Consider the following 14,761-nt stretch of genomic DNA (forward strand, 5'->3'; position numbering starts at 1 on the left):
TCGAGCCACGTCATTGAGTCCTTTCGCCCCCGAGGAAGAAGTCTATCGGGACGACAACTATTCTGACGCGGGGGGCCAGTTCGCCCACTTGCCAAAATTTGTGGACTCGCTTCACAACGAGCGAAGGGTTTGTTTGATGATTCATAGGTGTCTTCAGGCGCCAGTCGAGCGGCGAGGATCGACGCCCTCTTCAACATCGTCATCGACGGTGATGCACCTGTTCCAATTAAACTCTCCTGATCTCTCACCTGGATACCCACGTTGATTACTAGCGACCTTCCGATCGTTAACGTCGACGACGGTGCTCCAATGTGTATGCCCATGGATCCATAGGCGAACAGGACCGTGCACGAGATCAGGACGATCGTTGTGAAAACTCGCGAGCATCAGGTCGGGTTCGAAACGCGGATTGTACGAATGCGTGGTGGGCGCGTGATGCGTTACGACGATGGTGGGGAGGGCGCTTGCTTTGATTGCATCGCGCAACCAAGCTTGGCTTTCCAGTGACATCCGTCGCGTCATATGCGGGCGGAGGCTGCGACGCCCGAGCTTGATCACGCTGTAATCAGGCATGAATTGGCGTGCCTCTGACATCGCGGCCGAACGAACATGGGAGCCTAAGCAGTCGAAGTCCGTCCACAACGTGCAGCCGATGATGCGGAAGCCGTTGAGATCGATGTACGCCTTCTCAAGGATGGTGATGTTGCTTCCAGTTGCAGCCCGCCGTGCTTGAGTGAACGTCTCCTCGTACTCGCCACCGTCGTGCTCGTGATTGCCGAGCACATAGACGACAGGGCGACCTTCGAAGGCCTTCGTAGCCCAGGACACACTTTGGCTCACTGGGCCGATATCGCCCGCCAAGATCACGACATCCTCTCCGATCGACGGCAGAAAGACAGGAGCGGCCTCGCACTCAAGGTGAATGTCGGACATGTAGCGGACCGTCAGTGACACGGGCCTAGCCCTTCGCGATCATTCATCGTTCGCTGAACTAGTCACCATCGACTACGGGCATCTTGCGAGTGAGCAGGCCGTTCGCAATCAGTACGCGATAGACAGCGCGCCAGGTGGGCGCCTGTGTTAACCCCGTCTCGGGCAAGAAAATGGCGGCCTGCGGCCCGAATAAGAAGCGGTGCGGCACCACAGCTCTCATGTGGCGCAACACATCCATTCGGTCGTCGATGAAGTGCGTGATACCTTTGCCCTGACAGATCTGCGCCTTCTGGTCTCGCCGCAGGCAAAAGATCAAGTTGCCGTCAGGAATTCCGGTGCGTTCGAAGAACCGATGGTGAGCGAGCCAGCGACGTGTCTTCTCTTGCGTCTTCGGAAATGCTTTTGACACAAGCCAAACGCGACCGGCAAATGCACTAACCAACTCGGGCACGACCTCGAACATATCGGGATAGGGCGGCGTATGAATTGCGGCCTCGATGCTGGAGCCTAAGAACGATGTGTCTGGACCACCTTGATCTCCAGCCATGATCAACACGCGGCCGATATCAATTCCAAGCACAGGCGGCGTTGCCGGAGCTTCCTGGCTTCGTTCTTCTGTCATGGCAAGGGTCCTAGTCTTGTGATCCGAGGATCGTTCAAGCTGTTCGGGCCGAAAGCGTCATCGCTGGAGACTTGCCAATAGGTTTCAGCCACCGGGTCAACGAGCGTCAGGCGTCCGCCCAGTTCGCGTTCGAAGGCGCCGGTGTCGATCCACAGCTGATTGCGTGAGCGGTATGGAAGCCGGTGCGGCATGATCGAGTGCCCGCTGATCACGAGATCGATGCCAGGTGTCGTCAGCTCGTAAGCGCCAAACGGGAAGCTTCCTTCTGGGTGATCAAGCCAGTCCTGCATCATCGCTGCAGTTCTGATGCGATGGCGACCACGCAGCCAGTCTTCCGCAGGCGAGAGCATGAGTTCTCTCATCTTGTCGCGTTCGATGTGAAGTTGATGCAGGTCGTCCCACTCCATCCCGATCGGAACTTCGGCATGCAGAATGCCGATTCGTCGAGTGGGATTTTCGAGCATCAGCTCGATAGCGATTGGGCACCGAGATAGCACCGAATTAAGTACCTGAAGACTAGCTCGGCTTGCAGTCTTCGCCCAATCGCCGCCCTGCGACATCCAAAAAAATGCATCGGCTGGAAGGCCACTCGCCTCGAGAAGATACCCTTCATGGTTTCCTAGAACGCCGAAGCGCCGTGGATGGTTGACGAAGAAGAAGACGGTGTTCAACGACTGATCGCCTCGATCGATTAGGTCGCCGACACTGATCAGTACGTCGCGCGACTCATCATAATCAGCTGCCATTAAGAGCCTCAGCAGCATATCGAGTTGCCCGTGCAAATCACCGACGATGAGGAAACGACCGCCTTTCGGCAGTGAACACTGATGGAAAATTCTTACATCGTCGGTGAGCGTGTCCATGAGGTTCCGATGTAGTGGGTTACAACAAAAGCTCGCGTAGATTTTGAATTGAACCCGGTGTTGCATTGGCTGCGCGGCGATCCAACAGTTGAGCCCTCAATCCAGCCTGTCGAGCCCCCAGGACATCGTCCCGAAGGCGGTCGCCGACCATCAAAATTTCTCCAGGAGGCAATGACAGCTTGTCGCACAACAGCGAATAAATGATTGGGTCTGGTTTCATTGCCCCGACATCGAAAGACCAAAGCTCAGTGTCGAATAAGCCGCCCATGTAGTCGGTGGCCATATCTCGATACTCCAATGCGGAGTTCGAAACGAGAGCGAGCTTTAGCCCGAGCTTTCGCAGCTCAGCAAGCACCCGCGGCACCTCTGAGAACATTTGTGTCGAGAGGATTTCGAGGCGTAGCTTAAGTATCAGTGAGCTTTCCTGCTCGACTGTGAGTGCGCGCCCAAGTAACCGCGGTACACGCATAAAGCCCAAGTGGCTCGTCATGATTAGCCGAACCACTCTCGCGCGCTCGTCTACGTCCAGGTCGAAAAATTTGAGCATTTCGCGATACGGCGACAGTTGCAGTGCGAAATGAAGCAACGTGCCGTAGCAATCGAACGCAACCGCGCGGATACCGCTCAGTAGGCGCGGCTGCGTAGCGTTACTGGGAAACTGATTGGACATGGGGCATACACGACGGAGTGTGTGGTGCCCGGAGCCGGATTCGAACCGGCGACCTGCCGCTTATCAGGCGGAGCCATTCCGCTAGGAATGGGTCGGATTATAAATCCGCTGCTCTACCGTTCTGAGCTATCCGGGCGTGTAAACGCGAAACGCGTACACGCCACGTATGAGGAAGCTGATGAAGAGTTGATGCATGAATGAATGCTGGCCGAGATTTCTTGCCGTCGCAACTCGCGCATAGCGCTTCAAGGAGGATTGTGACCATTGCAGCGCGCCGATCATGGCCTATTGCGCGTTACTCGTAGCCGAAGTCCCTGGCCTGTTGAGTCTGCGTAGCAAGTATTTGGCTAAACGTAACGTGCGGCCCTGGGGATCTCCCCGCCATCATGTCGAGATACTCCCTCACCGCGATGATGCCGGGAAGACCGTGATCGATCATTTGCTGAAGTGGGCTCGTATCACTCATAGCAGCGAACTTGAATTGAACCCATCCGTTTAATGTCGATGGACTAAGCGGATACAGGACACGAAGTGCTAAATGAATCCCAAAAAGATTGACGACCCGCTCCATGAAATCCTGTCGTCCTTCAAGAGGCTCTCCACGTTTTAGCAGCGCAAGCGACGACGTCCGCGCTGGACCTAAACCCAGCAATTCGATCTGGACAGTGCGCTTCACTTTCCAGCTATTGAGAAGCTCGCAAATCGCTTTGCCCACATCGATACGAACTTCCTGCTGAAGATCGGAGTATTGAGTTCGGCTCAGTTCGCGAAGAGCAGGTTCCATTGTTCGTCAGTGTGAGTAGGTATTGAAGTAACAGATAGCCAAGGGGGGCACCTGCGCATATGCGCCGATGATGTTTAAGAGCGGGCTTTGAACAGAGGATCTGCTGAGCAGCGTCTTCCGCCGGAGTCAGCATCAGATGCAAGACCGGTTTACAGCGCAGAACGAGTATTTAGCGACTTAGGTTGAAATCAAATCCCTGAGGAAGGAGCCTAGGTTGACGCCGTCGTCGTGATTTTTGATGTCACTCGGATTTCAACTAAACCAGACGAATGCTAAGTAACTCTTAGTATCGCTCACTGAACTGCCAAGAGAAAGTGCCTGCCGTCAGGTATTAGCTCGAGGTATCGTGAAATCAAGGAATCGCGCCCGCAGCCCTATCGCAATGCGTTTGCGAGAGGCAAGGGAGCGCGCCGAGCTTTCGCAACGTAGCCTCGGAATCCTCGCTGGACTTGATCCCTCCGTCGCCAGCACTCGTGTAAATCAGTATGAGCGTGGGGTACATGAGCCCTCTTACGCCACGCTTGAGATGTTCGCGACTCACCTCGGAGTACCCGCAACCTACTTCTTCACGTCGGACGACAATCTTGCGACGCTTGTGAAGTGCTACTTCGAAGCTTCTCCGTCTTTGAAAGCGGAAATGTTGAAGCTTTGTAGAACAAAGGCGATTTAGCTCTACGCTCTCGCCATACGTCCGCGGGCCAACGCTGTTTCTTGAGGCCAGCAACTACTCGTCGCGGTTCCGGGTTCGCATTACGCGCGCCCTTGCCCACTCTCCGTACACACGCTAGCCCTCATAGCCCCTCCTCGGTACCTGCACAGGAGCAAACTGATTCAGACCGAAACCGGGATGCGTGGTCGCTGAACCGCCGACATCGGCCAGCAGACTCGCCAGTGAGCGTTACTTTAGATATTTATAAAACATACAACTAACCGCCAAACATAAATATAAAATCTCACCGCAAATGAGGCCAAGCGCTTCGGTATCGCCGCCGCCTAGCGCGCGACCTGCCCAAACGGGGACGTCCCTCTACTCCTTAGATTCATCTCTGCTTGACGGGAATTCTTTGACGACTGCGCGAAGCGACTGCACGAGACAGCTCTCTCCCCGTGAGGCTGTTTTGACAACATTTCAGTCATTGTCTGGAAAAGTGCGCAACATGTTCCGCGACCAGATGAAACAAGGCGACCTCGCCTTCTTCTATCACTCGAGCTGCCCGGAACCGGGCATCTATGGCGCGATGAAGATCGTCAGCAATGCCTATCCGGACCCGACGCAGTTCGATCCGAAATCCGATTACTACGACGGCAAATCCACGCGGGAAAACCCGCGCTGGCTGCTCGTCGACGTGCAGTTCCTGCAGAAGTTCGACCAGCCCGTGCTGCTGAGCACGCTGCGCGAGAACGAAGACAAGCTCGAAGGTCTGCGCGTGCTCGAGAAAGGCACGCGGCTATCGGTGACGCCGGTGAAGGCCGAGCATTGGAAAGTGATCACCAAGCTGGCGGGTGTGAAGCTTTAAGTTGTTGATGTTGATTTTCCTCTCTCCCACTTGTGGGAGAGAGTCCCGCGCTTGCGCGGGGAGAGAGGGTTAGCCCGAAAAAGTAGCGCTCTTTCCGACCTTCCCCTCTCCCGCAAGCGGGAGAGGGGAACATCACATATCAAACGCTCAAACCCCGAACACGAAGCGCAGGCCCACGCGCGCGTCGTTGAGTTCAAAGTCGACTCCGTTCTCGGTGAGATTGGTCGAGCGATAGTCCGCGAACACGCCGAGGTTGCTGGTGATGCGGAAGTCGAGGCCGAGGTTGTATTCGAGGCCGTCGAGCGTTTCGCCGCTGTCGTCGAGCCTCACATAGCCGATACCACCCGTGAACGCGAGCCCCGACGTGGCGAGCCAGCTCGTGCGCAGGAACAGGCCGACACCGTCGGCCGTGCCTTCGATGTCGCCCGAGTCGATGTTCAAGTTGATGTATTCGGCGGTGGCGCCGAAATAGCGCCAGTAATAACCGGCGCCGAGACGATAGCTGTCGAGCTTCGACGGGCCGTCGTAGTCGGAGCGCTGATACTCGCCGTTGAATGCGATCTGATCGTTGAGCTTGAGCAGGCCTTTGACGCCCCAGCCGTCACCGTCGACATCGCCGTCCACGTCGTCGCCGGCATCGACCTTGAGCTGGGTCCACGGCAGGTAGTAACCGTCGACGAAACCGGCCGGCGATTCGGCCTGGGCCATCTGCAACGGAGCAAGCGACAACAGGCCGAGCAAGGCCCCCTGAGCGATACGAGCACGCATGTGGAACTCTCCCTTTTTGCGGCCCGATCGCAGTGTCAGGCCCGCGTGCCCAAGAATAGCGCGTAGGCCGGGTTGTCGGTCTCTTCCCAATACTCGTAGCCGAGCTGGTCGAGTGAGCGGCGCACTTCGCCCAGTTGCCCACGCGGAATCTGCAGTCCGCACAGCACGCGGCCGAACGCGGCGCCGTGGTTGCGGTAATGGAACAGCGAGATGTTCCAGCGGCCGCCGACCGCATCGAGAAAATCGGCGAGCGCGCCGGGACGCTCGGGGAACACGAAGCGGAACAGATGCTCGTCGCTCAAACCCGGCGCACGGCCGCCGACCATGAAGCGCACGTGCAGCTTGGCCATCTCGTTGCTGGTCATGTCGGCCACCGGCAGGTCCTGATCACGCAGGATCTGAATCAGCTTTTCGCGCTCGGCCGCACCTTCGGTGAGCTTGATGCCGACGAACACATGCGCCGCGCCCGACGACGAGTAGCGATAGTTGAACTCGGTGATCGGCCGCCGACGCAAATGCGAGAGGAACTTCTTGAAGCTGCCGGGCTTCTCGGGAATCGTCACCGCGAGCAGGGTCTCGGCGTCGTCGCCGAGCTCGGCACGTTCGGCGACGTGGCGCAGGCGATCGAAATTGATGTTCGCGCCCGAGACGATCGCGCAGACCGTCTTGCCGGACAGATCGTGCATCTGCGCATAGCGCTTCACGCCGGCGATGCCGAGCGCGCCCGCAGGCTCGGGCACCGCGCGCTTCTCGTTGAACAGGTCGCGAATCGCGGCACAGATTTCGTCGATGCTGACTTCGATGCAGTCGTCGACGAAATGCCGGGCAAGCTTGAACGGCTCTTCGCCGGCCTGGCGCACCGACACGCCATCCGCGAACAAGCCGGCGTGCGCGAGCTTGATGCGGCGCCCGGCTTTCAGGCCCGCGCCCATGCAATTGGAATCGTCCGGCTCGACGCAGATCACCTTCGTCTGCGGGCTCTTGTGCTTGATCCAGGCCGCGATGCCGGCCAGCAGGCCGCCGCCGCCGACGCAGACGAATACGGCATCGAGCCTCTCGACGCCGAGCTGTGGCAGCTGCTCGAGGATTTCGCGCGCGATGGTGCCCTGGCCGGCGATCACTTCGGGATCGTCGTAGGGGTGGACCAGCGTCATGCCGCGATCGACGAGCTCCAGCGCATGCGCGAGCGCGTCGTCGTAGGTATCGCCATGCAGAATCGCCTTGCCGCCGAGCGAGCGCACCGCATCGACCTTGATCGCCGGCGTGGTGCGCGGCATGACGATGGACGACGGAATGCCGAGCTTGGCGGCCGACAGCGCCACGCCCTGCGCGTGATTGCCGGCCGAGGCCGTCACCACGCCGCGCTCGCGCGCCTCGTCGGTGAGCGAGGCCATCTTGTTGTAGGCCCCGCGCAGCTTGAACGAGTACACCGGCTGGGTGTCCTCGCGCTTGAGCAGCAGCTTGCAACCGAGCCGCGCGGACAGCTTCGGCGCGTACTCGAGCGCGGTGACGTCGGCGACGTCATAGACACGGCCGGCGGCCTGTTCGATGCGCCTGGCGTACTGGGCCAGCAGGCGCTGGGCTTCGGCGGACGAGGCGGCGGTCCGCTGGGGGGTTTTGTTCACTTCGGTGACCTGTTGATGGGAGTGGCAAACCACCCCCTGATTGCCGTTCCTCCCACCCGCATGCGGGAGAGAGTCCCCGCGTGCGGGGAAGAGAGAGGCAGCCCGAAAGTGCGTGCACTCTCCAACCATCCCCTCTCCCGGTCCTTCGGACCACCCTCTCCCACAAGTGGGAGAGGGGACAAGCAGCGAATGCGGTGCTGCCGTCAAAGCGCCGTTCCTCTCTCCCACTTGTGGGAGAGAGTCCCGCGTAGCGGGGAGAGAGGGTTCGCCTGTTGAATGCACGCACTCTCCAAGCCGCGCGTCTCACAGTCCTTCAGTCACCACCGCCAGCCATTGATTGAAGGACGTTTACCTTATGATACCCGGCTCTTAAGCCTCCCTTCGCACCAGCCCCGGAATGAGCCTCCCCACCTCGCCCATCGTCGCCTTCATCGGCGGCGGCAACATGGCCACCAGCCTCGCCGGCGGACTGCTCGCCAGCGGCTTCACGCCGGCCCAGCTGCGCGTGGCCGAGCCCGATGCGGGCAAGGCGCAGGCGCTGCGCGAGCGCTTCGGCATCACGGTGGCGGCCAGCGGGGCCGAGATCGTCGCCGGCGCGAGCGCCCTGGTGCTCGCGGTCAAGCCGCAGCAGATGATCGCGGCACTGGCCGGCCTTGCGCCCGACGCGGGCGCGCTGGCACTGTCGATCGCGGCCGGCGTGCGCATCGACACCCTGCGCTCGGCCCTGCCGGCCGGCGTACACGTGGTGCGCAGCATGCCCAACACGCCCTCGCTCTACGGCGTCGGCATCACCGGGCTCTACGCTCCGGCCGGCACGCCCGAGGCGACGCGGGCGCTGGCCGATCGCATCCTCGCCGCGGCCGGCCAGACCTGCTGGGTCGAGCACGAAGCCGATCTCGACGCGGTGACCGCCGTCTCGGGCTCCGGCCCGGCCTACTTCTTCCTGCTGACCGAAGCGATCCGCGAGGCCGGCGTCGCGCTCGGCCTGTCGCCCGAAGTCTCGGCACAGCTTGCGGCGCGCACGCTGGTCGGCGCAGCGAAGATGGTCGATGCGGGCAGCACCGACGTCGCCGAGCTGCGTGCCCAGGTCACGTCCAAGGGCGGAACCACGTTCGCGGCGCTGCAATCGCTGGAAAAAGCCGGCCTGCGCCCTATCTTCACCGAGGCGCTGCGCGCCGCGGCCAACCGCAGCCGCGAGCTCGGGGACGAGTTCGCGGCCGCTTCCCGGCCCTCAATCAAATAAGGACACGCGATGGGCGCCCAGGCGACCAATGCCTTCATCTTCCTGATCAGCACCCTGTTCAATCTGTACATGGGCGCAGTGCTGCTGCGCATCATCCTGCAGTGGGTGCGCGCGGACTTCTACAACCCGATCTCGCAGCTGGTCTGGAAAGTCACGCAGCCGGTGCTCGCGCCGTTCAAGAACATCGTGCCCAAGCATCGCAAGCTCGACATCGCGGCCGCGATCCTGCTGCTGGTGCTCGCGGCGCTCTACATCCAGATCATCGCCGCACTGTGGAACCTCGACATCGGCCTCGGCCGCGTGCTGTGGTTCGCGCTGCTCAAGGTCATCGGCCTGGCGCTGTCGCTGTACACCGCGAGCATCGCCATCTACGCGATCCTGTCGTGGTTCGGACCGGGCTTTTCGAACCCCGCCGCGAACATCCTCTACAGCATCAACGAACCGCTGCTGCGCCCGCTGCGCCGGCTGATTCCGCCGGTGTCGGGCCTCGACCTGTCGCCGCTCGTGGCGATCCTGTTATTGCAGGTGCTGGGCATGCTGCTGCCGCTCCCCGGCTACTTCGGTCTCGGCTGAGCGCCTCACGACGGTGACCAGTGAAGTGACCGAAGGCTCGGTCGGGATCGTCGAGCCGCGCAAGATCCGCATCGATTCGCCGCTGATCCTCGACTGCGGGCGGCTGTTCATGTGGCACGACCTCATGGTCGAAACCTACGGCACGCTCAACGCGGACCACAGCAACGCGGTGCTGATCTGCCACGCGCTGTCGGGCGACCATCACGCCGCCGGCGTGCATGCGGCCGACGATCGCAAGCCCGGCTGGTGGGACAACTGCATCGGCCCGGGCAAGCCGATCGACACCGATCGCTTCTTCGTCGTCAGCCTCAACAATCTCGGCGGCTGCCGCGGATCGACCGGTCCCAACAGCATCGCGCCCGAAACCGGTCGCCAATGGGGCCCGGATTTTCCGCTGCTCACCGTGCGCGACTGGGTGCGCTCGCAGGCCCTGCTCGCCGACAAGCTCGGCATCACCCAATGGGCCGCGATCGTCGGCGGATCGCTCGGCGGCATGCAGGTGATGCAGTGGGCAGTCGATCTGCCGCGCCGCGTCCGCCATGCCATCGTCATCGCCTCGGCCCCGCAGATTTCGGCGCAGAACATCGCGTTCAACGAGATCGCGCGGCAGGCGATCCTGTCGGACCCGGACTTCCACGGCGGCCGCTACTACGATCACAACGCGGTGCCCGCGCGCGGGCTGCGGCTGGCGCGCATGCTCGGGCACATCACCTACCTGTCCGACGCGGCGATGCGCGCCAAGTTCGGCAACGATCTCAAGGCGCCGCAGCCGTCGTTCAACTTCGACGTGGAATTCGAAGTCGAGAGCTACCTGCGCTATCAAGGCGAAAGCTTCGTCGATCGCTTCGACGCCAACACCTACCTGATCATGACCAAGGCGCTCGATTACTTCGACCCGGCGCGCGACTACGACGATTCGCTCGTCGAAGCCTTCCGCCAGGCGCAGGCGCGCTTCCTGGTCGTCGCGTTCTCGAGCGACTGGCGCTTCTCGCCGGCGCGCTCGCGCGAGATCGTCAAGGCGCTCGTCGACGCGGGCCGCGACGTCAGCTACGCGCTGATCGAATCCTCGCTCGGCCACGACGATTTCCTGATGCCGTTGCCGGACTATCACCGCGTGCTGCGCGGGTATCTGTCGCGCGTGGCGGATGAGGTGGGGGTGTGATGAACCGAAGCTTCATCGCCACGAACAGCCTGTCCTCTCTCCCGCTTGCGGGAGAGAGTCCCTCGAGAATGCGAGGGGAGAGAGGGTTCGCCCGTTCAAGTGCGCGCACTTCCCAGGCTTCCCCTCTCCCGGTCCTTCGGACCACCCTCTCCCGCAAGCGGGAGAGGGGAACAGCCGAGTGCGCCCCATGACCGCCGCCCTCCGCCGCGATCTCGCGATCCTCTCCGAATGGATCAAGCCCGGCTCGCGCGTGCTCGATCTCGGCTGCGGCGACGGCAAGCTGCTCGCGCATCTGGCCGAGCAGCGGCAGACGCACGGCTACGGCATCGAGATCGATGTCGGCAAGGTCGCCAAGTGCATCGAGGCCGGGGTCAACGTGATCCAGGGCGACATCGACGAAGGCCTGCGCGATTTCGAGGACGACTCGTTCGACTACGTGCTGCTCACGCAGACGCTGCAGGCCCTGCAGCGTCCGGACGACGTCATCGACGACATCCTGCGCGTCGGCCGCACGGCCATCGTCACGTTCCCGAACTTCGGCCACTGGCGTGTGCGCATGGCGCTGGCGCTCGGCCGCATGCCGATGACGCGCTCGTTGCCGGCCACCTGGTACGACACGCCGAACATCCACCTGTGCACGGTCGCCGACTTCGAAGCCCTGTGCGCCGAACGCGGCTGGCGCATCGAGCGGCGTCGCCTGCTCAACAGCCAGCATCTCGAGGGCACCAGCATTCGGCTGCTGCCGAACCTGTTCAGCGAGATCGCGATCTACCTGCTGCAGCAGGGCAGCGTGTCGCGCAAGGCGGGCTGAGCGCTAGTCGAGCACCGGCGCGGCCGAATGCGGCCGCCAGCCGTAGACTTCAAGGTTCACCTTGCCGGCGCGCACCTCGACGCCTTCGGCGAGCAGCCGCTTGCGCTGCTCCTTGAACGCCTTTGTCCCTTCGGCGAACGCGATGCGACCCGGCGAGGCGAGCACCCGGAACCAGGGCATGTAGTCCTCGCCGTCCTGCTGCCAAAGGCTCTTGCCGACCAGCCGCGCCCGCCCCGGAAAGCCCGCGATCGCCGCCAGTTGCCCGTAGGTCACCACCCGCCCAGCAGGAACTTTACGAAGTGCGGCGCGAATGGCGATAACCGCCGGTGTAAGCCTTGAATCGGTCGTCATGTCAGCCTTTTGCTCATTCGGAACGGCCTCATTTCGTAGGCCAATTATCCCGTTCCGAGAAGGAAAAACGCGACCAAATTTTCTCCAAGCCACTTCAGGTTGGATTCAGGCCCCTAAACCGAGACTGTGCCCAACGGATCGCGGTGCAGCAATGAGACGGGGCATCACGATCTTTTGATTTCAACGAACATCCGGTCCCTGCGGCGCAGTCTCCCCCACTCTCCCCAACTGCGTTGCAGCGAGGCGGTCGAGCCCCCCACTCGGCCGCCTCATTTTTATTTAGGCCTCAAAAAAGCCTCTTCCAAATGGAAGAGGCTTTTTTGTTTGCAGCGAAAGGCATCCCCGCCGGAATCGAGGATGAGCGGCCGCACCTGACAGATGAACGGCCTCTCAGATTTCCGGCAGGACCAGTGGTCACCGGCGGGCGACCAATGGTTCAGCTTCTCCACCCCACGAACGAACGGATGGAGCCACACTCTGTCTCAACAAGGACGGCGCTGCTTCGGCACCGCCTCCAGTGAAACTCCCCTGCCGTTACCCTGCGGCAGAACTTGGGCGGTGGAATGACAAGGCTTCCACCGCCTTCTTTTTGCCTGCAACTTTTCCGCCATCAAGAGCCGAACTTGTTTTTCCTCTCTCCCGCTCGCGCGGAGAGGAAACCATCAACCTACGGCGACAGGACGCGGCAGCTGCTCTCATCGACCCCGAACCGCTCGGTTCCGAGCACTTCGCCCGAGCGGGTCAGCGACAAGGCCAGCGTCTTGTCGCGCAGATCGCCCGTATCGACCACGTACCGCGCGCCGCTTTCGGCATAGAGGGGCTCGGGTGACCGATCGACGCTCGTCACCGTGAGGCTCACCGAGGCGTCGGCCTGCAGGCGAATCTCGATTCGCGGCTTGGCGTCCTGCATGGCCGCGATCGGGCGCAGCACCAGCGTGTAGCGCGGCCGGCGCAGCGTGTATTCCACCGGCAGCTGGTGCTTGAACAGGCAGCCATCGAGTTCGCCATAACGCGTCGTCAGGGCCTCGTCTTCGCGGCTGTCGAGCGTGACGGTGCTGCGCTTGTACAGCTGCGGGGCGCAGGCGGTGAGCAGCAGGGCCAGCGCGACGGCGGCCGTAGGAAGAACGAAACGCATGGAACTCCGCGTGAAGGTCAAAGATTCAGGGCACCGGAAGCGATGCGCACGGACTGGCCACCGACCTTGACCGCGATGATACGGCCATCGCGCTTCTCGGCCTGGATCTGCAGCCGGCTCGGACGGCCCATTTCGACGCCCTGCAGCAACGTCCAGCGCAGTACGCCCTCGGTCGGCGAGCGATCGGCCAGATGACCGCAAAGCGCGACCGCAGCCGAACCCGTGGCCGGGTCTTCACCCACGCCCAAGTCCGGTGCGAACATGCGCGATCTTAGAACACCGTATTGATGCGTTGCCGCATACAGATAAAAGGAGCTCGACCAGGCCGGCCGGGAATCGACCAGCTTGTGCGCTTGCAGGCGCGCCCGGCCGAGCGCCTCGATCGACCGCAGCGGCACGAGATTGAACGGAACGCCGCAGGACGCCCCGCGCGGAGCATCGGCATCGGTTTCGATATCGGCAGCCGACAAGCCGAGCCAGTCGGCGAGCAGCTCGGCCGGCGGCGCCTCGCCGAAGCTCGGCGGCACCGCCGCCGTGAGTTCGGCGTAGGTCGGAGCATCGGCCGATTTGCGGATACTCACCGGTACCGGCCCCACTTTCTCGTCGAGCACGATATCGAGCCGCCCGCCCTCGCCGGCCAGGCCGAGATCGGCGAGCAAACAGGCCGTGCCGACCGTGGGATGGCCGGCGAACGGCAGCTCGAGCGTCGGCGTGAAGATGCGCGCCCGCACGAGCGCGCCGGGCCGCGTCGCCGGCAGCACGAACACGGTCTCGGACAGATTGAATTCGGCCGCGATCGCCTGCATGCGCGCATCGGACAGCGACTCGCCGCCGAACACCACGGCCAGCGGGTTCCCGGTCAGCGGCGTATCGGTGAAGACATCGAGCACGTGGTACTGCAAGGCGCTGCTGTTGCTCACATGAATTTCCCGCCGCTGATGCGTCCGTCGGCGTCGAGTTCGGCGAAATAGCGGCTGTGGTCCATGCGGAATTCACGCGTCGCGATCTCGCCGGGCAGCACGAGCTTCACGTCCGGATAGCGCTTGCGGAACTGCTCGGGCGTCGGCTTGCCGCTGATGAAGCGATCGAACGCGGGCACGTCCTCGACTTTTCCGGGCACGGCGGTATCCGGCTGCTCGGCCGCATTCGGCGAGTTCTGGCAGGCGACGGCGAGCACTGCGGCGGCCAGCGTGCCGCACAGCAAAAGCGTGCGAAGCATCATCGGAGCGGCTCCTTGTGGCGTGAAGTGGCGTGAATCGGAATCGGTCCGCATGGTAGCAGCCGCCCATGCGGCTACAATTCGCGCTTTAGCAGCGAAGCACCGCAGTCATGACCGACGAACCGAAGGAAAAGAAATCCACCGCCGAACTGCTCCGCGAGGCTCTCGCCGCCAAGAAGGCCGAGAACCAGCCCGGCAAGCAGAAGCTGCGCCCGCAAATGGGTGGAGGCAAGGTGGAGAAGGATGCGGAACGGCGGGCGGGGAAGTCGCGGAAGGTGCATTGATTGGAAGCAGCGGCTCGCTTCGGCTGACGGCCAAAGCCTGGAAGCCCCTCTCTCCCCTCGATGAGGCGAGGGACTCTCTCCCGCCAGCGGGAGAGAGGACACGGCAACAGAGCGGCAGGCGGCGCAAACCCTTTGCAGTTCCCCTCTCCCGCTTGCGGGAGAGGGTGGTCCGAAGGACCGGGAGAGGGGAAGCCAGGGAAG

18 protein-coding genes and 1 tRNA gene are annotated in these 14,761 nt (G+C 62.1%); 7 read left to right on the forward strand and 12 right to left on the reverse strand.

Features of this window, described 5'->3' with window-relative positions:
* Positions 1 to 153: 153 nt before the first annotated feature.
* From AC3WUM_RS04370 to AC3WUM_RS04395, 6 genes are all read right to left on the reverse strand, one after another.
* Complete coding sequence (locus AC3WUM_RS04370) at positions 154 to 933, reverse strand: metallophosphoesterase (protein WP_492408961.1); 780 nt, start codon at positions 931 to 933, stop codon at positions 154 to 156.
* A gap of 58 nt (positions 934 to 991) precedes the next feature.
* Complete coding sequence (locus tag AC3WUM_RS04375) at positions 992 to 1,555, reverse strand: hypothetical protein (protein ID WP_492408963.1); 564 nt, start codon at positions 1,553 to 1,555, stop codon at positions 992 to 994.
* Positions 1,552 to 2,418: a metallophosphoesterase gene (locus AC3WUM_RS04380; RefSeq protein WP_492408965.1), complete on the reverse strand. Its 867-nt coding sequence runs from the start codon at positions 2,416 to 2,418 to the stop codon at positions 1,552 to 1,554. The genes AC3WUM_RS04375 and AC3WUM_RS04380 overlap by 4 nt, the downstream gene beginning before the upstream one ends.
* A gap of 19 nt (positions 2,419 to 2,437) precedes the next feature.
* Positions 2,438 to 3,088, reverse strand: coding sequence for an HAD family hydrolase (locus AC3WUM_RS04385; protein ID WP_492408967.1), 651 nt, complete (start codon positions 3,086 to 3,088; stop codon positions 2,438 to 2,440).
* Positions 3,089 to 3,110: 22 nt separating this feature from the next.
* A tRNA-Ile gene (locus AC3WUM_RS04390) sits at positions 3,111 to 3,224 on the reverse strand.
* A 159-nt stretch (positions 3,225 to 3,383) separates the two neighbouring features.
* Positions 3,384 to 3,872, reverse strand: a complete 489-nt coding sequence (locus AC3WUM_RS04395) for a hypothetical protein (RefSeq protein ID WP_492408969.1) — start codon at positions 3,870 to 3,872, stop codon at positions 3,384 to 3,386.
* Positions 3,873 to 4,254: 382 nt separating this feature from the next.
* On the opposite strand from AC3WUM_RS04395, the gene AC3WUM_RS04400 reads away from it, so the two are divergent.
* A complete protein-coding gene (locus tag AC3WUM_RS04400) occupies positions 4,255 to 4,542 on the forward strand; it encodes a helix-turn-helix domain-containing protein (RefSeq protein WP_492409547.1) in 288 nt (95 codons plus the stop codon).
* 292 nt (positions 4,543 to 4,834) lie between these two features.
* Positions 4,835 to 5,389, forward strand: coding sequence for an EVE domain-containing protein (locus tag AC3WUM_RS04405; RefSeq protein WP_492408971.1), 555 nt, complete (start codon positions 4,835 to 4,837; stop codon positions 5,387 to 5,389).
* Between the two features lie 147 nt (positions 5,390 to 5,536).
* Here AC3WUM_RS04405 and AC3WUM_RS04410 read toward each other — a convergent pair whose 3' ends face one another.
* Both AC3WUM_RS04410 and ilvA read right to left on the reverse strand, forming a co-directional pair.
* Positions 5,537 to 6,157: an outer membrane protein gene (locus tag AC3WUM_RS04410; protein ID WP_492408973.1), complete on the reverse strand. Its 621-nt coding sequence runs from the start codon at positions 6,155 to 6,157 to the stop codon at positions 5,537 to 5,539.
* Positions 6,158 to 6,192: 35 nt separating this feature from the next.
* On the reverse strand, positions 6,193 to 7,731 hold the full coding sequence (ilvA, locus tag AC3WUM_RS04415; protein WP_492409548.1) for a threonine ammonia-lyase, biosynthetic: 1,539 nt from the start codon (positions 7,729 to 7,731) through the stop codon (positions 6,193 to 6,195).
* A 448-nt stretch (positions 7,732 to 8,179) separates the two neighbouring features.
* On the opposite strand from ilvA, the gene proC reads away from it, so the two are divergent.
* The 4 genes from proC (at position 8,180) to metW (ending at position 11,571) form a co-directional block, all read left to right on the forward strand.
* On the forward strand, positions 8,180 to 9,025 hold the full coding sequence (proC, locus tag AC3WUM_RS04420; protein WP_492408974.1) for a pyrroline-5-carboxylate reductase: 846 nt from the start codon (positions 8,180 to 8,182) through the stop codon (positions 9,023 to 9,025).
* A 9-nt stretch (positions 9,026 to 9,034) separates the two neighbouring features.
* Entirely contained in the window at positions 9,035 to 9,598 is a 564-nt protein-coding gene (locus AC3WUM_RS04425; protein ID WP_492408976.1) for a YggT family protein, read from the forward strand.
* Positions 9,599 to 9,611: 13 nt separating this feature from the next.
* A complete protein-coding gene (metX, locus tag AC3WUM_RS04430) occupies positions 9,612 to 10,760 on the forward strand; it encodes a homoserine O-succinyltransferase MetX (RefSeq protein ID WP_492408978.1) in 1,149 nt (382 codons plus the stop codon).
* 187 nt (positions 10,761 to 10,947) lie between these two features.
* The gene (metW, locus tag AC3WUM_RS04435) at positions 10,948 to 11,571 is read left to right on the forward strand and encodes a methionine biosynthesis protein MetW (protein ID WP_492408980.1); all 624 of its coding nucleotides are present in this window, start codon (positions 10,948 to 10,950) and stop codon (positions 11,569 to 11,571) included.
* A gap of 3 nt (positions 11,572 to 11,574) precedes the next feature.
* Here metW and AC3WUM_RS04440 read toward each other — a convergent pair whose 3' ends face one another.
* From AC3WUM_RS04440 to AC3WUM_RS04455, 4 genes are all read right to left on the reverse strand, one after another.
* On the reverse strand, positions 11,575 to 11,922 hold the full coding sequence (locus AC3WUM_RS04440) for an MGMT family protein (RefSeq protein ID WP_341920770.1): 348 nt from the start codon (positions 11,920 to 11,922) through the stop codon (positions 11,575 to 11,577).
* A gap of 667 nt (positions 11,923 to 12,589) precedes the next feature.
* Positions 12,590 to 13,057 (reverse strand): hypothetical protein, encoded by a 468-nt coding sequence (locus AC3WUM_RS04445; protein WP_492408982.1) that lies wholly within the window; start codon positions 13,055 to 13,057, stop codon positions 12,590 to 12,592.
* A 17-nt stretch (positions 13,058 to 13,074) separates the two neighbouring features.
* Entirely contained in the window at positions 13,075 to 13,977 is a 903-nt protein-coding gene (locus AC3WUM_RS04450; protein ID WP_492408984.1) for a PhzF family phenazine biosynthesis protein, read from the reverse strand.
* Positions 13,974 to 14,279, reverse strand: a complete 306-nt coding sequence (locus tag AC3WUM_RS04455) for a hypothetical protein (protein ID WP_492408986.1) — start codon at positions 14,277 to 14,279, stop codon at positions 13,974 to 13,976. Before AC3WUM_RS04455 ends, AC3WUM_RS04450 begins: the two co-directional genes overlap by 4 nt.
* Before the next feature lie 107 nt (positions 14,280 to 14,386).
* Here AC3WUM_RS04455 and AC3WUM_RS04460 point away from each other — a divergent pair, with 107 nt between their 5' ends.
* Positions 14,387 to 14,560 (forward strand): hypothetical protein, encoded by a 174-nt coding sequence (locus AC3WUM_RS04460; RefSeq protein WP_341920777.1) that lies wholly within the window; start codon positions 14,387 to 14,389, stop codon positions 14,558 to 14,560.
* Positions 14,561 to 14,761: the final 201 nt, after the last annotated feature.

The sequence above is a fragment of the Hydrocarboniphaga sp. FW305-C-57 genome, from assembly GCF_058783045.1.